Here is a 16129-nt window from a genome sequence, read left to right as displayed (position 1 = left end):
GAAATAATTAGAAGTCTTCTTCCAGGCTGAAGGTCTGGGCTTCTTTGGCACCGCCCATCACACCTGACTTCTGGTAATCTCCCACACGTTTCTCAAAGAAATTAGTCTTACCCTGTAATGAAATCATTTCCATGAAATCAAAAGGATTGGACGAGTTGTATATCTTGGTGTAACCCAGTTCAGAGAGCCATCTGTCTGCCACAAACTCAATGTATTGCGCCATCAGATCAGCGTTCATACCGATCAGGTTTACAGGTAAAGCTTCAGTGATAAATTCCTTTTCATAGGCCACCGCATCACGGATGATGGTATGTACCTGTTCTTCAGACAGTTTATTTTCCAGCATGCTGTAGAGCAGGCAGGCAAATTCACAGTGCAGACCTTCGTCACGGCTGATCAGCTCATTGGAGAAAGTCAGACCAGGCATTAATCCTCTTTTCTTCAGCCAGAAAATAGAGCAGAAGCTACCGCTGAAGAAAATGCCTTCTACCGCTGCAAAGGCCACCAGGCGCTCTGCAAAGGTGCCGTTCTCAATCCAGCGCAGCGCCCACTCTGCTTTTTTCTTCACAGCAGGCACCGTATCGATAGCATGGAATAACCGGTCTTTTTCAGCCGGATCTTTTATATAGGTATCTATCAGCAACGCGTATGTCTCAGAGTGGATATTTTCCATCATGATCTGGAAACCATAAAAGCAACGTGCTTCAGGTATCTGCACTTCGCTCATAAAGTTCACTGCCAGGTTTTCATTCACAATACCATCGCTGGCAGCAAAGAAAGCCAGTACATGGGAGATGAAGTGACGTTCACCATCATTCATGCCTGCCCAGTCTTTCAGGTCTGCGCTCAGATCAATCTCTTCGGCCGTCCAGAAGCTCGCTTCGTGTTTTTTATATTGCTCCCAAATGCTAGGGTATTTGATTGGCAATAACACAAAACGGTCCTTGTTCTCTTTTAGAAGAATTTCATTCTCGTTACTCATAATAATATTTTTTTATTCGGGTACTGTCGCGGTTTTCGGTTTTTCCTTGTTTGGGGTTGGTATACTGAAAGATCATATACGTCACATTTACTACCTACCCGGGTCCAGCATGTATCCAAAAAAACTAACGTCCAGATTACAAATGTAAGCATCCACTTCAGCGAGGAAAGATATAGTTTTCAACAGGTGTGGAAAAAGAATGTGAACATTATTGAAATATAATGCTGTTGAGGGTTTCAGACTATTGTGGATAACACTGTATATAATATCTTTCCTATGTGAAAAAATCATGACATAATGGGAAGATATGTACACAGGAAAACTATACAATCAGATAAGTACATGATCATCAGTATTAAAAAAGCTGCAACGAAATTTTTGTTAAATTGATCACCGGTATATCTTATATATGAATTAATTTTTCATATTTACAGCCTATCAATAATTACGTATGTCCCAACCGGTTATTGCCCTTTATTCTGTCAGAAAAAGTTACCAGGACGTGCCCGTACTGGATATTCCACACCTGGAACTGCCAACAGGCATCTATTGGCTCCAGGGTGAAAACGGCGCAGGCAAAACTACCTGCATGAAAGTAACGGCCGGCCTTATACCCTTCAAAGGGGAAATACGGCTCCAGGGGACGGTCAGCAGCCAGGAACATCCCGTACAGTTCCGCCGCCTGATCAACTACGCCGAGGCAGAACCCTTCTACCCGGCGTTCCTCACCGGCCGTGATCTCCTGGAGTTATATCTTAATACTAAAGGCGGAGACCGCCACCTGATCGGGGAAATAGCCGAAAGAATGGGTGTGCATATCTTTGTGAATAACCCGGTAAGTACCTATTCCAGCGGTATGCTCAAAAAATTATCACTGCTGCTCGCTTTTACCGGCAACCCGGCAGTCATCCTCCTCGATGAACCACTGATCACCATCGATACCCGCACCCTGGCCATCTTGTACGACCTGGTACGTACCTGGCACGCTAAAGGCGTTTCCTTCCTTATTACCTCCCATCAACCGCTCGACCCGGAAGAAATTACCCTCACCGGCACCCTCCGGGTAGCAGATAAAAATATTACGCTCAATTAATATGCGTTCAACCACCGCCATCTTACAAAAAATATTCACCGCCCAGTTTTATATCCAGAACACCGGTTTTTTCCTCGTGCTGTTTTATCTGATGTTCGGCGTAGTAGACAGCAGCAGCCTGCTCAGTTATCATCAATCACTGATGATGGGCTTCCTCGAAGGCCACTCTTTCCTGCTGCTGGTGCTCCTCTTATGGACACTCTACCTGCTCAAATGCACCGGCTTCGTCATGAAAACACTGCAAACCCGTGGTTATGAATTTCTCTACACCACAATGGGAAGTATGCACAAAAAACAACGCCTCCGCGAATGGGCCTTCATTCATACCGCTATCTACCTGCCGGTACTGATATACTCCGGAATAGCTATCGTTGTAGGTGTCAAACACCACTACTACAGCACCGCCTCCATCATACTGATTTTTAATATCGCTATGTGCTGCTGGCCACTGGCACTCTATGAAAGAAAACTACATAACCCCGACACTCTCTTTTTTACCGGTCACCTGCAACGATGGATCAACCGCCACATCGTCAAACCACCGGTATTATATTTTCTGTATGAACTCTTCACACAGTTTCCACGCCGTATCCTCAGCGCCAAACTCATTTCTGCCGCCCTTGTATGGATCACCTTTTTTCTCATGCAACAAGGCGACTACTTCGATCTGCGGGGTCTGCAACTGGGCGTGATGGTATCTGTGCTGCTACATCTGCAACTGCTTACCCATCATCGTGTGTTTGATGATACCTGGCTCAACTTCATGGAAAATCTGCCCATCAGCACTTTCCGGCATTATCTCCGGATGACAGGCATATATGTGATTATTTTTTTACCGGAGATGATCATGATTACCGTCAACGCCTATACGAAAACAGACGCGTTATCCTTGCTGATGGTTTTTTGTATGGCGCTTTCTTTACTGATGTTTTTCCGCACCTTGTTATACTTTCCGAAAATCAACAATGAAATACATGTGCGTTATGTACTAGTTACCTGTTTTGTTGTATTGTTCATGATCCTGGGACATAGAGAATGGATCGCTATCCTGATACTGCAGCTGCTGTCAGCGATCATCTTCTTTAAAAAATATCGTCAATACGAGCCATATATCGAGTCCCAGGGCTGAAGCCCTGGGCTATAATTGTTGAGGGGAAAGACGGCGTTTTATTTTCCAGGAACTGTATTTTCCTCAAACAATAATAACAGAAGAAGGACTATGATTGTATTGAAATAAATTTTTAAAAACCCAGGAAAAAGAAACCACCGTATTTTCTCCCAACAATTATAGCCCAGGGCTTCAGCCCTGGGAGCAAATGATGATCTTCGCTCTTTATCTTTGATTGAATGATCTTCGCTCTTTCTCCTTAATCAAATTCTCCTCTTTCTCCTTAATCAAATTCTCCGCTCTTTATTAACAAACTTCCGATGTATCACTTCCTGTACCGGAATATTTTCAATCTTGCTCTCCAGCCAGGAGATGATGTCCAGATAGAGGAAAGACCTGCGTTCATAAGGATCTTCGGAGATCTGTTCCAGTCTGTCTTTCAGGTCAACGAAGGCGCTGCGTAGTTCTTTTGGATTGGCATAGATATAACGACGGAGGAACTTCATGATCTCTTCCATTACCAGCCCGAGGTCTTTGTGTTTGGAGATAAAGTGATACACTGATTTGATCAGGTATTCTACGAGGCTGTAATTTTCCAGTTCGTAATGGGCAATGAGGTGCAGGATGCGGGCAAAGCATTGTATATCGGCGCGTAGGTTACCGATTTTCAGGTTGATGATTTTGTTGAGATAAACGATGGCTTTACTGTTGTCGCCACTACCGAAATAGAGGCAGGCGATTTTGTAGTAAAACACGAGTACGCGGTGCTGATCTATTTTGAGGGTATGGTTACAGATTTCTGTTTCGAGTTCTGGTACCATGGCAAGGCCCTGACTGAAGGTACCTTCCAGGAAGTAACGGTTGATCTTGGCGGTGTACAGATGTACAAAGGCTGATGTACGCGTGTTTTCGTGGAAGTACTCTTCATTTTCCCGGATGAAATGTTCCAGATCGCAGAGTGCTGATTTGAACTTCTCGAAGTTGGACGTATAAAAATGTGCCGTCAGCAGGTTATGCTGTGCTTTGATATAAAGGTCCATGTCTGTTTGCTGCATGGCGGGATACTGTTTGAACAGGTCAACCCATTTCTGTGTGTAGCGGTAGTACATCACAAAGTCCTGCAGGATATAGTAGTACCAGGAAGAGGCCTGGTAGAGATATACTTTTTCGTAGAAGCTCATCAGGGAGAAGTCCCGTTGTGGCAGCTGGCTTTCAAAAAATGATTTCACCATTTCTGCGTCTCTTTCGTTGCGGGCATGGCCCAGCTTGAGGTAGAGGCCGTACATCCGGAGGGATAGGGTGCTCAGGCGGCTGATGTTGGTCAGTTGCAGCTCTATCTGTCTGGATTCGGCGCTCAGGGCTTCGGCCCTGTTTTCCAGGCTTCGGGTGATATGGCGGGATTCTATCAGCTTTTCGAATTCCACGATTTCATAGCCCAGCATTACCTCTTCCTGTTCCAAGGCCATGGTTTTGGCTTTGGCAAGAATTTTAAGGCTCTGGTTGTATAATCCTTTGTTATATAGTACCCGGGCATGGTCCAGCTGTTCCCGCAGGTCTATCAGCGGGTCTTTCTGTTTGTACAGCTGCCGGAGGCTGGACAATAGGTGTTTATAAAGATGGGCCTTTACGTTGGACAGCTGTTGCTTTTTCAGGTCTGGTACTTTCTTCAGAATCTGTTCCTCATCATAGTCTTTCATTTTGTCCAGCGTATTGAAGAGCTGAATAAACAGAACGTCGTCTTTGCTGTTGTTCTTATTGAAAGCAAGCTGAAAATTTCGCTTTTCTGCTTTTGTAAGTGTTTTTATTAATATGAATAAGGCATCACTTTGACTGTTGGGCATCGTTAATAAAATCTTGTAAGTGTTTGATATACAGAAGGTTAATGTATATCAAGGTGTTTTAAAAGTTGTAATTAAAGCAAATTTAGCGATATGGCAATTAAATATTGACCATTAGATTTGAAGGTATAAAACAATTTAAAAAGGAAAGCATTTAAGGATGGGAAAAACGTTATTTGACAAGATCTGGGACAGTCACATCGTGAAGAGCCGGCCGGACCACCCGGATGCGGTGTATATCAATACGCACTTTATTCATGAAGTTACCAGTCCGCAAGCGTTTGATGGGCTGCGTAAGCGTAGTATCCCGGTATTTCGTCCGCAGAAAACCAGGGCTACCGCCGACCACAACGTACCGACCATGGACCAGCACCTGCCTATCAAGGAAGCGCTGAGCCGCCACCAGGTGGAAATGCTTACTAAAAATACAGCCGAATTCGGCGTGGAACTGTATGGTCTGGGACATCGTTACCAGGGTATCGTTCACGTGATAGGCCCCGAACTGGGCATCACCCTGCCGGGTATGACCATCGTTTGCGGCGATAGCCACACCAGCACCCACGGCGCTTTCGGTGCCGTAGCTTTTGGCATCGGCACCTCTGAAGTAGAACAGGTACTGGCCACCCAGTGTATCCTGCAATACAAGCCCAAACGCATGAAAATAGAGGTCAACGGTACCCTCAGAAAAGGTGTGCTGTCTAAAGATATCATCCTCTATATCATCTCTAAAATATCCGCTTCCGGCGCTACCGGCTATTTCGTGGAATATGCCGGCGATGCTATCCGCAACCTCAGCATGGAAGCCCGTATGACTATCTGTAATATGAGCATCGAAATGGGTGCCCGTGGCGGCCTCATCGCTCCGGATGACATCACCTTCGATTATATCAAAGGCCGTGAGTTTGCTCCACAGGGCGCCGACTGGGACAAAGCCCTGGCATACTGGAAAACACTGTATTCTGATAACGACGCACAGTTCGATAAAGTACTCATCTTCGATGCTGCCGATATCGAACCACAGATCACCTACGGTACCAACCCCGGCATGGGCATGGGTATCACCCAACAGATCCCTTCGCTGGAACAGATAGACGAAAAAGAAAGACCTTCCTTCAAAAAGTCCCTGGAATACATGGACTTACAGCCTGGCAGCGCTCTGCTCGGCAAAAAAATCGACTACGTATTTATCGGTAGCTGTACTAACTCCCGCATCGAAGACCTCCGTCTGGTGGCCGATCTGGTGAAAGGAAGACGTAAAGCTGATGATGTGGTGGTATGGATAGTGCCCGGCTCTAAACAAGTGGAAGCCCAGGCCATAGAAGAAGGCATCGATAAAGTGTTTGCAGAAGCTGGTTTCCAGCTGCGTGAGCCTGGATGTTCTGCCTGCCTGGGTATGAATGAAGACAAAGTGCCTGCAGGTATGTATTGTATTTCTACTTCCAACCGCAACTTCGAAGGTCGTCAGGGTCCTAATGCCCGCACCTTCCTGGCCAGCCCGCTCACCGCTGCTGCTGCCGCTATTACCGGCAGGGTAACGGATGGAAGAGAAGTATTTGGCTTCTAATCAGCGAAATAAATAAATCTCAAAATAAATAAATCTCAAAATGGCAGACACCTGGAACGCCGAATTATATAAAACCAAACACGCCTTTGTGTTTGAATATGGTAACAGCCTGATCGGAGACTGGTTGCAACCACAGGCCGGAGAACAGATCCTCGACCTGGGCTGCGGTACCGGAGAACTCACCGCCCAGCTGGCAGCCAGCGGTGCACAGGTGACAGGCATTGATGCCTCTCCTGCCATGATCGCCACCGCCCGGCAAACTTTTCCGGAAGGATCGTTTGACGTGGCCGATGCCACTACCTTCTCACTGCCGCAACAGTTCGATGCCATCTTCTCCAATGCTACCCTCCACTGGGTACGGGAAAAAGAAAAAGCTATCGCCCGGATGTATGCTCAGCTGAAGAAAGGTGGCCGCCTCGTCATCGAGATGGGCGGAAAAGGCAATGTGGACAGTATCCTGCATACACTCAATATAGTGATGCAGGAAAAAGGATACCACTACGAACCTTTCTGGTATTTCCCTTCACCGGGTGAATATACCACGCTGCTGGAGCAGGCAGGCTTTAAGGTGGAGAGGGTGCATTTCTTTGACCGGCCCACCCGGCTGGCAGATCCGCATACCGGTATTATTGACTGGCTGCAGATGTTTGGACAACATTTTTTCGCCGGTATACCGGAAACGGATATACAAAACATCCTGCAGCAGGTGCAGCAGGAGTTGGCGCCACAGATCACCCGTAACGGTGAACTATACGCCGATTATGTCAGACTGCGGGTAGCCGCCATAAAAATCTAAACAGTAATCATCATCATGAGTAAAATATTTCAACATCTCGTTTCATCTGCGGTACCCGTACCCATTGAAAATATTGATACAGACCAGATCATCCCTGCACGCTTCCTGAAAGCTACCACCAGAGACGGTTTCGGTGAAAATCTGTTCCGTGACTGGAGCTTCGATGCCAACAATCAGCCTAAAGCTGATTTTGTGCTCAACAATCCCATTTACAGCGGTAAAATACTGGTGGCCGGCAAAAACTTCGGTTGTGGCTCCTCCCGTGAACACGCCGCCTGGGCAATTGGCGACTACGGCTTTAAAGTAGTGGTGAGCAGCTTCTTCGCCGATATCTTTAAAAACAATGCGCTCAACAACTTCATCCTGCCTGTACAGGTGAGCGAATCCTTCCTGGATAATATCTTCAAAGCCATCGAAGCAGATCCCAATGCACAGATAGAAGTGGACCTGGAAAACCAGTTCATCAAAATAGTGGCTACCGGCGAAAAAGAAAATTTCGATATCAACGCATACAAAAAAACATGCCTGCTCAATGGGTATGATGATATCGATTATCTCCTGAGTCTGCGCGAGGACATCGAAAAATACGAAACCACCCGGGAGTTCAATTTCTAATAATCACTAAAACAACATAAAAGCAAAAGCAATCCTAGTATGGGCGTAGAGAAGAAAATATTGGTAATACCCGGCGACGGCATAGGTCAGGAAGTAACCTCCTGGGGACTGAAAGTGTTGAAGACGATAGCGGCTAACTATCATCACAGCTTCACTTTTGAAGAAGGTATCATGGGCCACGTAGCCATCGAAGCTACCGGCGACCCGCTGCCTGAAGAGACGCTGCAGAAAGCCAAAAACAGCGATGCTATCCTGTTTGGTGCTATCGGTCATGCTAAATACGATAATGACCCTACGCTGAAGGTAAGACCCGAACAAGGTCTGCTGAAAATCCGCAAGGAGCTGGGCTTATATGCCAATCTCCGCCCTATAAAACTTTTTGATGAACTGCTGGAAGCATCCAGTATAAAGCCGGAAATCCTCCGCGGCTCGGATATTCTCTTCTTCCGCGAACTCACCGGTGACGTGTATTTCGGCGAAAAGAAAAGAACAGAAGATCGCAACACCGCTTCCGACCTGATGATCTACCACCGCTACGAGGTAGAGCGTATCGCCCGCAAAGCCTACGAAGCTGCCCGTACCCGCCGCAAAAAACTCTGCTCTGTGGATAAAGCCAATGTGCTGGAAGCCAGCCGCCTCTGGAGAGAAGTGATACAGGAAGTGGCGAAAGAATATCCTGATGTGGAAACAGAACATATGTTCATCGATAACGCAGCCATGCAGCTGATCAAAGACCCCAAACGTTTCGACGTAGTGGTGACCGGCAACCTCTTCGGAGATATCCTCACCGACGAAGCTTCCCAGATCGCCGGTTCTATGGGCATGCTGGCATCTGCCTCTGTTGGTGATAAAGTAGGTTTCTATGAGCCTATTCACGGTTCTGCCCACGATATCGCCGGTAAAGGTATTGCCAATCCGCTGGCCTCTATCCTGTCTGCTGCGCTGATGCTGGATATCTCTTTTGGCCTGAAGACGGAATCACAGCGTGTGATCAAAGCTGTAGAAGCTACACTCAGACAAGGATACAGAACAATGGATATCGCTAACAAACATACGGAAAACGATTTCATTATGGGTACAGACGCCATGGGCGCCAAAGTGCTTGAAAATCTGAACTAATTCTTCATTGAAAATATTTCATTATCATGGATAAAAATCGTGTATACGTCTTTGATACCACCTTGCGCGATGGCGAACAGGTCCCTGGTTGCCAGCTGACTACTGTAGAAAAAATTATTGTAGCAAAAAAACTGGAAGCGCTGGGTGTAGATATCATCGAAGCCGGCTTCCCTATTTCTAGCCCCGGCGATTTTCAAAGCGTAGTGGAGATCTCCAAAGCCGTTACTGAACCGGTGATCTGCGCACTGACCCGCGCCAACACGACAGACATCGACGCTGCCGCTGAAGCGCTCCGCTTCGCCAAACGTAAACGTATCCATACCGGTATCGGCTCGTCGGACATGCACATCAAGTACAAGTTCAACAGCACCCGCGAACAGATCCTGGAACGTGCCGTAGCAGCCGTGAAATATGCCCGTAATTTTACGGACGATGTGGAATTTTTTGCAGAAGATGCAGGCCGCGCCGACAATGCTTACCTGGCCCAGATGATCGAAGCCGTGATCGCTGCAGGCGCTACCACCGTGAATATCCCCGATACCAACGGTTACTGTCTGCCCGACCAGTACGGTGCCAAAATCAAATACCTGGTAGATCACGTATCCAATATCGATAAAGCCATCATCTCCGTTCACTGTCACAACGACCTGGGGCTGGCTACTGCCAACACCATCGCCGGTGTGATCAACGGCGCCAGACAAGTGGAATGTACTATCAACGGTATCGGTGAACGCGCCGGTAACACTTCCCTCGAAGAAGTGGCCATGATCCTGAAAACACACCATGGCCTGGGTTATCATACCAACATCAACTCCAAAGGCATCTACGAAATCAGTACGCTGGTAGAGAAAATGATGCGTATGCCGGTACAGCCCAATAAAGCCATCGTAGGCCGCAACGCTTTTGCACACAGCTCCGGTATCCACCAGGACGGCGTGCTGAAACACCGCGAAAACTACGAAATCCTGAATCCGGAAGATGTAGGTATCAACTCCAACTCCATTATCCTCACCGCCCGCAGCGGCCGTCACGCCCTGAAACACCATCTGGAAAGACTGGGCTATAAAATGGATAAAATCAACCTGGACGAAGTATACCAGCGCTTCCTGGAAATGGCCGACAACAAAAAGGAAATCAGCGATGCAGACCTGCTGCAACTGATGGGCGATGGCGATAACAAAAATTACGACGATAAAGCGATTAAAGTAACGCTGTTACAGGTGGTATGCGGTGATCCGCTGCGCCCGATGGCTACTGTTAAACTGCGTATCAACGGAGAAGACCGTGAAGCCAGCGCTGCCGGCAACGGCCCTGTAAACGCTACCATCAACGCTATCCACGCCATCATCAAAGATGAAATCGAACTGGATGAATTCAGTATCCAGGCGATGCACGGTGGCAGTGAAGATATCAGCAAGGTGAATATGCGGGTAAAACATAAAGGACAGGCATTCTACGGCTTCGGCTATTCTACCGATATCGTGAACGCTTCTGTTCATGCTTATGTAGATGCTCTCAACAAGATATACTAACTATTGCCAATGAAAAGAGTAACGGAGTTGCGGGCATATGCCCGGCAACTCCGTTTTTTTATAGAACGTTATTGAAAGAAGATGTCCATCAGCGGATACTTCTTGTAGTCTGGCAGGTAAAAATGCCACCATTCGGTGCTGGAGCCCTTAAAACCGTGTTGTTTCATCGTGTCACGCAGCAGTTTGCGGTTGGCAGCCACGATAGGGTCGGCAGGCACATAGTTTTCATGCGCCTTTTTGGTAAAATCATCAAAGTCCGTAGGCATGGCCACGGGCTTTCCTGTTTTAAGGTCGGCCATCGACAGGTCTACGGCCACACCCCGGTTATGCCCCGAACCTTTGCGCGGATCGGCCGCATACAGGTCGTTGGGCACTATCTTAAACATCTCCTCTGTAACACGGTAAGGACGATAAGCATCATATATCAGCAGGGTATATCCTTTTTTATTCAGCGCTTCCTGTACAGCCTTCAGTTTCTCTGCTGCTGGCCGCCGCAGGTAAATTTTTGTATTCTTATATAATTGCTGATGGGTGAAGTTGTTGGTAGTGGCATATCGTACATCTTTACGGATATGTGGAATAAAGTGTTCCAGGTCTACCAGTTCCTGGCTGCGGTCTTTTTTTATCAGTTGCTCATACTGCGCAGTGGTGCCTACTACCAGCAGCCCGTACTTGTTAGGGGTGACCTGCTGGGCTACAGCCACCTGGATCAGGGTACCGCACAAGGCGGATAATAATAACATTCTCATGGTCCTGAATAGAAAAAATTGATTCATTTACTCCGGAATTTATTGAATTTTGCGAAAATTAGGCAAGAAAGTATGAAATACAGTGAAAATAAGATTGTAATCCACTTTCTAAAATAGGTATTTTAGAACCCTTAAATATTTTTAATATGGAGCTGTTCAGATTAGATCACAAAGTGGCGGTTATTACCGGAGGTGGTAGCGGCATAGGACAGGCAATTGCGAAATGCTTTGGTGCCCAGGGTGCACAAGTGCACATTATTGAGCTGAATGAAGATGGAGGCAGGACCACGGCAGAAGAAATCAAGGCCGCCGGCGGACAGGCGCAGGTACATGCCTGCAACGTGGCCGATCAGGCTGCGGTGATCGGTGTGATGGACAAAATAGTGCAGACAGCCGGAAAACTGGATATCCTCGTTAACTGTGCCGGTATTGCACATGTAGGTAACCTGGAAAACACTACTGAACAGGACTTTGACCGGGTATACCAGGTGAATGTGAAAGGTTCCTATAACTGTATGTATGCTGTTATCAAACAAATGAAAGAGCAGGGCGGCGGCGTGATCCTCAATATCGCTTCTATCGCTTCCAGCGTAGGTATCCCCGATAGGCTGGCCTACTCCATGAGTAAAGGTGCGGTGCTCACCATGACCCTCTCTGTGGCAAAAGATTATCTCAACAGCAACATCCGCTGCAACTGCGTATCCCCTGCCAGGGTACATACACCGTTTGTAGATGGTTTCATCGCTAAAAACTATCCCGGCAAAGAAGTTGAGATGTTTGATAAACTCAGTAAAACACAACCGATAGGCCGTATGGCTAAACCGGCAGAAGTAGGCCATCTGGCGCTCTATCTCTGCTCCGATGAAGCTGGTTTTATTACCGGATGCGATTATCCGATCGACGGAGGCTTTATCCGCCTAAATAATTAATTTATTAATGTGATGAATGTATTTTTAGGGTTATTATCTAATTTTCAACAATTCATTCATCAATCATTAATCACCATGATGCAACATTTTCGTGCATGGCCGGTGCTGCTGGCAGTTGTAGCCTTCACCGCCTGTAACCAGGGAGGAACCAAACAAGAAAAGAACAATACCGCGGACTCCGCGCTGGTACCTGCCACCCCGGCAGGCACTGTAGCAGTGGAAATTTCCGGTAAGGACAAAGACACGCAGGAGATCAATATTAAGTTTCAGGTAAAAGGTCTGACAAAGGAGAAGAAGTTTGAACAGGTAGTGTTAAAAGATGCTCCCGACGCGGAAGTGTATAAAGTGTTGTGGGATGAGCCTAACAGTTGTTATATAGGTGTGCTTAAAGCCAACCACGCTGTCAGGTATTATCATGCCAGCCTCGATGATGCCGGTAATCCAAAGGTCCTGTGGGCCACTGCTCCGCCGGAACGTATCTGGAAATACATGGAGAATACCATGGGTCTGGGTAAAGTAACAGCCAGTGCTGAACAGGTGAAAAAATACAGTAAAAACCTGCAGTCCGGAAAAATCATCGCCGACTTTATCGCAGAGATCAGGCCTGATAATTCCCCCGACAGTGTAGAACTGTATGTGGAATTTGGTGGTGTCCGCAAAAGCATGTTCATCGCGGTGCCGCAGGGTTATCAGCCTACTATCCAGCAAACTTCAGAGGCAGACCATGTGTACTTTTCTCTGGCCAAAGATGGTAAGGCAGAACCGTTCATCGACCTGCATGTGCAAAATGGCCGCTTACAAGTGGTGACATTAAAAGAAATCAAGAAAGACTAAAGGATAACAATAAAAAATATTGCAATGAAACTGATCAGGTTTGGTTTACCGGGTGAAGAAAAACCGGGCGTTGTTACAGAAGCAGGTATGTTTGATGTAAGTGCTTTTGGAGAAGATTTTGGCGAACAATTCCTGGCCGCCAATGGGCTGGAACGTTTGTCCCAATGGTGGGCACAGCACGGTGCTTCCTGCCCTAAGGTACCGGAAGGTACCCGTCTGGGCGCTCCGCTGCAACGTCCATCCAAAATCGTTTGCATCGGCCTCAACTATGCCGACCATGCCCGCGAAACAAACGCCCCGATACCTACTGAACCAATCGTGTTCTTTAAAAGTACTACCGCACTCGTAGGTCCTAACGACAACCTGGTGATTCCGCGTAACAGCGAAAAAACAGACTGGGAAGTAGAACTGGCCGTTGTGATCGGTAAAAAAGCCACTTATGTGGAAGAGAAAGATGCACTGGACTATGTAGCCGGTTACTGCCTGCACAACGATTATAGTGAACGCGCTTTCCAGATTGAAAGAAACGGTCAGTGGGTAAAAGGAAAAAGCTGCGATACCTTCGCTCCTTTAGGCCCATGGCTGGCTACCAAAGATGAAATAAAAGATGTGAACAATCTGCGTTTATGGCTCACCGTTAACGGTAAAAAAATGCAGGATGGTAACACCTCCAACTTCATCTTTAACGTACCCTTCATCGTATCCTACCTCAGCCAGTTTATGACACTGCTCCCGGGTGATATCATCTCCACCGGAACACCGGCAGGTGTAGGCCTGGGCATGAATCCACAGGTATACCTGAAACCAGGTGACGTGGTAGAACTGGGCATCGATGGCCTGGGTACTTCCAAACAAACAGCCGTAGCCTATAAATAACAATATATGAAACGTTATTGCCTGGCACTGGATCTGGTAAACGAGCCGCAGCTGATAGCCGAATATGAAAACTATCACCGCGACGTATGGCCGGAAATCAAAAAAAGCATCACCGACAGCGGTATCGAAAACATGGAAATTTACCGTGCCGGTAACCGCCTGTTTATGATCATGGAAGTAAACGATTCCTTCTCTTTTGAACGCAAAGGAGCCATGGACGCTGACAATCCTAAAGTACAGGAATGGGAACAGCTGATGTGGAAATACCAGCAGGCTTTGCCCATTGCAAAGCCAGGAGAGAAGTGGATTATCATGGATAAAATTTTTGCATTATAGATTTTTTAGATTTTCGATTTTTTGATTTTGGGGAAAGATGATCGATCCCCGGAATCAAAAAATCGAAAATCTCCCAAGGAGCTTATGGTTATTGACGCACATCAGCATTTCTGGCAGTATGATCCCGTTCGTGACGCGTGGATAGATGATTCCATGCAGGTGATCCGGGGCGATTTTTTTCCGGAACACCTGAAGCCTGTGTTGGCTGCCAATGGTGTACATGGCTGCGTAGCAGTACAGGCCGACCAGTCGGAAAATGAAACCGCTTTCCTGCTGGACCTGGCTGGTAAACATGCGTTCATCAAAGGTGTGGTAGGGTGGACCGATCTCCGTGCTTCCAACATCAGGGAAAAACTGGCCACCTATGCTGTCAATCCCAAACTGAAAGGGTTCCGGCATATTGTACAGGGAGAACCGGATGTTAATTTTCTGCTGGGAGAAGCTTTCTGTCACGGTATCACAGCGCTGGCCGAGTTCGGATTTTCATACGATATTCTCGTATATCCGAAACAGTTAGCTGCCACTGCTGCCTTTGTAAAGAAATTTCCGGAACACCGCCTGGTGATAGATCATGTGGCCAAACCAGATTTTAAAACCGGCGCGCTGGAGGAATGGGCTTCCCATATGCGTAGTATCGCACAATCGCCTAATGTCTACTGCAAACTCAGTGGCCTGGTAACAGAAGCCGACTGGCAACATTGGAAACCGGCACATTTTGAGCCCTTCCTTGATGTAGTGCTGGAGAGTTTCGGGCCTCACAGGCTTATGTTTGGCTCCGACTGGCCCGTATGTCTGCTGGCAGCCGAATATAAGGAAGTGAAAGACATCATCACCCAATACATCAGCAAACTGTCTGACACAGAACAAAACAACATCATGGGAGGCAATGCTATCTCATTTTATCATCTATAAATAACAACACCTACGAATATGGATTTAGGATTACAGGGAAAAGTGATTATTGTTACCGGCGGTGCCAAAGGAATTGGAGAAGGTATTGCAAAACTGGTAGCTGCAGAAGGAGGAATTGTTGTAATTGCAGGCAGAAATGAAGCAGACAACAGCAAAACAGTAGACGCTATTATCCAGGCTGGTGGCCAGGCCTTCGGTATTCAGGCGGAGCTGTCTAAAGTGGATGACTGCCGCAAAGTGATCGCTGAAACCATTGAAAAATACGGAAAAATCGATGGACTGGTAAACAATGCCGGCGCCAACGACGGGGTAGGCCTCGAAAGCGGAAGTCCCGAAAAATTTATGCAGTCCCTGCAAAACAACCTGTCACATTATTACAACCTGGCTCACTTTGCTTTGCCTTATCTTAAAAACACCAAAGGCAATATCGTGAACATCGGTTCCAAAGTAGCCACCACCGGCCAGGGCAACACCTCCGGTTATGCTGCATCCAAAGGCGCCATCAATGCACTCACCCGCGAATGGGCGGTAGAACTGCTGCCATATTCCGTACGCGTAAACACTGTTATCCCGGCAGAAGTATGGACTCCATTATACGAAACCTGGATCAACTCATTGCCCAATCCAAAAGAAAAACTGGCATCCATCACCGAAAAAATTCCTTTCGAACACCGGATGACCACTTCAGAAGAGATTGCTAATACAACTGTATTCCTGCTGTCACCACGTTCTTCTCATACAACCGGACAAATACTATTCGTTGACGGAGGTTACACACACCTCGACAGATCCATCAGCTAAGCTTTTGCCAACCAACTGATACATCATACTTTAACCTGAAACATT

Annotated in this window: 16 protein-coding genes; 13 read left to right on the top strand and 3 right to left on the bottom strand. The window is 47.0% G+C overall.

Translation table 11 applies throughout. From position 1 onward, the window contains the following. Positions 1-7 precede the first annotated feature (7 nt). Positions 8-982 (bottom strand): ribonucleoside-diphosphate reductase small subunit, encoded by a 975-nt coding sequence (locus tag DF182_RS06545; protein ID WP_113614854.1) that lies wholly within the window; start codon positions 980-982, stop codon positions 8-10. A 451-nt stretch (positions 983-1433) separates the two neighbouring features. Between DF182_RS06545 and DF182_RS06540 the strand changes: the two genes are divergently transcribed. Together DF182_RS06540 and DF182_RS06535 are read left to right on the top strand one after the other, a co-directional pair. After that, entirely contained in the window at positions 1434-2075 is a 642-nt protein-coding gene (locus DF182_RS06540; RefSeq protein ID WP_113614853.1) for an ABC transporter ATP-binding protein, read from the top strand. Between the two features lies 1 nt (position 2076). Further along, positions 2077-3204: a hypothetical protein gene (locus tag DF182_RS06535; RefSeq protein WP_113614852.1), complete on the top strand. Its 1128-nt coding sequence runs from the start codon at positions 2077-2079 to the stop codon at positions 3202-3204. Positions 3205-3470: 266 nt separating this feature from the next. Here DF182_RS06535 and DF182_RS06530 read toward each other — a convergent pair whose 3' ends face one another. Further along, positions 3471-5024 carry a hypothetical protein gene (locus DF182_RS06530; RefSeq protein ID WP_113614851.1) on the bottom strand — a complete coding sequence of 518 codons (1554 nt, stop codon included), beginning with the start codon at positions 5022-5024 and terminating at the stop codon, positions 3471-3473. Positions 5025-5181: 157 nt separating this feature from the next. Between DF182_RS06530 and leuC the strand changes: the two genes are divergently transcribed. Genes leuC through DF182_RS06505 form a run of 5 tightly spaced genes read left to right on the top strand, consistent with a single transcriptional unit; the run spans position 5182 to position 10647 of the window. Continuing rightward, on the top strand, positions 5182-6585 hold the full coding sequence (gene leuC, locus DF182_RS06525) for a 3-isopropylmalate dehydratase large subunit (protein WP_113614850.1): 1404 nt from the start codon (positions 5182-5184) through the stop codon (positions 6583-6585). A gap of 40 nt (positions 6586-6625) precedes the next feature. After that, the gene (locus DF182_RS06520; protein WP_113614849.1) at positions 6626-7381 is read left to right on the top strand and encodes a methyltransferase domain-containing protein; all 756 of its coding nucleotides are present in this window, start codon (positions 6626-6628) and stop codon (positions 7379-7381) included. 15 nt (positions 7382-7396) lie between these two features. Next, the gene (gene leuD / locus DF182_RS06515; protein ID WP_113614848.1) at positions 7397-7996 is read left to right on the top strand and encodes a 3-isopropylmalate dehydratase small subunit; all 600 of its coding nucleotides are present in this window, start codon (positions 7397-7399) and stop codon (positions 7994-7996) included. Positions 7997-8035: 39 nt separating this feature from the next. Beyond that, entirely contained in the window at positions 8036-9115 is a 1080-nt protein-coding gene (leuB, locus tag DF182_RS06510) for a 3-isopropylmalate dehydrogenase (RefSeq protein WP_113614847.1), read from the top strand. A gap of 26 nt (positions 9116-9141) precedes the next feature. Then, entirely contained in the window at positions 9142-10647 is a 1506-nt protein-coding gene (locus tag DF182_RS06505; RefSeq protein ID WP_113614846.1) for a 2-isopropylmalate synthase, read from the top strand. Between the two features lie 68 nt (positions 10648-10715). On the opposite strand, the gene DF182_RS06500 is transcribed toward DF182_RS06505, so the two are convergent. After that, positions 10716-11396: a M15 family metallopeptidase gene (locus tag DF182_RS06500; RefSeq protein WP_161964076.1), complete on the bottom strand. Its 681-nt coding sequence runs from the start codon at positions 11394-11396 to the stop codon at positions 10716-10718. 146 nt (positions 11397-11542) lie between these two features. Between DF182_RS06500 and DF182_RS06495 the strand changes: the two genes are divergently transcribed. The 6 genes from DF182_RS06495 to DF182_RS06470 all read left to right on the top strand — a co-directional run bounded on the left by DF182_RS06495 (position 11543) and on the right by DF182_RS06470 (position 16084). Further along, the gene (locus DF182_RS06495; protein WP_211327064.1) at positions 11543-12325 is read left to right on the top strand and encodes an SDR family NAD(P)-dependent oxidoreductase; all 783 of its coding nucleotides are present in this window, start codon (positions 11543-11545) and stop codon (positions 12323-12325) included. Between the two features lie 75 nt (positions 12326-12400). Then, positions 12401-13159, top strand: coding sequence for a hypothetical protein (locus tag DF182_RS06490; RefSeq protein ID WP_113614844.1), 759 nt, complete (start codon positions 12401-12403; stop codon positions 13157-13159). Between the two features lie 24 nt (positions 13160-13183). Then, the gene (locus tag DF182_RS06485; RefSeq protein ID WP_113614843.1) at positions 13184-14035 is read left to right on the top strand and encodes a fumarylacetoacetate hydrolase family protein; all 852 of its coding nucleotides are present in this window, start codon (positions 13184-13186) and stop codon (positions 14033-14035) included. Between the two features lie 6 nt (positions 14036-14041). Continuing rightward, positions 14042-14371, top strand: coding sequence for an L-rhamnose mutarotase (locus DF182_RS06480; protein ID WP_113614842.1), 330 nt, complete (start codon positions 14042-14044; stop codon positions 14369-14371). Positions 14372-14455: 84 nt separating this feature from the next. Beyond that, the gene (locus DF182_RS06475) at positions 14456-15283 is read left to right on the top strand and encodes an amidohydrolase family protein (protein ID WP_113614841.1); all 828 of its coding nucleotides are present in this window, start codon (positions 14456-14458) and stop codon (positions 15281-15283) included. Positions 15284-15301: 18 nt separating this feature from the next. Continuing rightward, the gene (locus tag DF182_RS06470) at positions 15302-16084 is read left to right on the top strand and encodes an L-fucose dehydrogenase (RefSeq protein WP_113614840.1); all 783 of its coding nucleotides are present in this window, start codon (positions 15302-15304) and stop codon (positions 16082-16084) included. The last annotated feature ends 45 nt before the right edge of the window (positions 16085-16129 follow it).

Source organism: Chitinophaga flava (assembly GCF_003308995.1).
Taxonomy (GTDB): Bacteria; Bacteroidota; Bacteroidia; order Chitinophagales; family Chitinophagaceae; genus Chitinophaga; species Chitinophaga flava.
This window is presented reverse-complemented; position numbering and strand designations above follow the sequence as displayed.

Coding starts and splice junctions, on each gene's coding strand:
- DF182_RS06505 (WP_113614846.1), top strand. CDS start 9,142: ATGGATAAAAATCGTGTATACGTCTTTGATACCACCTTGCGCGATGGC.
- DF182_RS06535 (WP_113614852.1), top strand. CDS start 2,077: ATGCGTTCAACCACCGCCATCTTACAAAAAATATTCACCGCCCAGTTT.
- DF182_RS06475 (WP_113614841.1), top strand. CDS start 14,456: ATGGTTATTGACGCACATCAGCATTTCTGGCAGTATGATCCCGTTCGT.
- DF182_RS06530 (WP_113614851.1), bottom strand. CDS start 5,024: ATGCCCAACAGTCAAAGTGATGCCTTATTCATATTAATAAAAACACTT.
- DF182_RS06540 (WP_113614853.1), top strand. CDS start 1,434: ATGTCCCAACCGGTTATTGCCCTTTATTCTGTCAGAAAAAGTTACCAG.
- DF182_RS06480 (WP_113614842.1), top strand. CDS start 14,042: ATGAAACGTTATTGCCTGGCACTGGATCTGGTAAACGAGCCGCAGCTG.
- DF182_RS06520 (WP_113614849.1), top strand. CDS start 6,626: ATGGCAGACACCTGGAACGCCGAATTATATAAAACCAAACACGCCTTT.
- DF182_RS06490 (WP_113614844.1), top strand. CDS start 12,401: ATGATGCAACATTTTCGTGCATGGCCGGTGCTGCTGGCAGTTGTAGCC.
- leuC (WP_113614850.1), top strand. CDS start 5,182: ATGGGAAAAACGTTATTTGACAAGATCTGGGACAGTCACATCGTGAAG.
- DF182_RS06545 (WP_113614854.1), bottom strand. CDS start 982: ATGAGTAACGAGAATGAAATTCTTCTAAAAGAGAACAAGGACCGTTTT.
- DF182_RS06470 (WP_113614840.1), top strand. CDS start 15,302: ATGGATTTAGGATTACAGGGAAAAGTGATTATTGTTACCGGCGGTGCC.
- DF182_RS06500 (WP_161964076.1), bottom strand. CDS start 11,396: ATGAGAATGTTATTATTATCCGCCTTGTGCGGTACCCTGATCCAGGTG.
- DF182_RS06485 (WP_113614843.1), top strand. CDS start 13,184: ATGAAACTGATCAGGTTTGGTTTACCGGGTGAAGAAAAACCGGGCGTT.
- leuD (WP_113614848.1), top strand. CDS start 7,397: ATGAGTAAAATATTTCAACATCTCGTTTCATCTGCGGTACCCGTACCC.
- DF182_RS06495 (WP_211327064.1), top strand. CDS start 11,543: ATGGAGCTGTTCAGATTAGATCACAAAGTGGCGGTTATTACCGGAGGT.
- leuB (WP_113614847.1), top strand. CDS start 8,036: ATGGGCGTAGAGAAGAAAATATTGGTAATACCCGGCGACGGCATAGGT.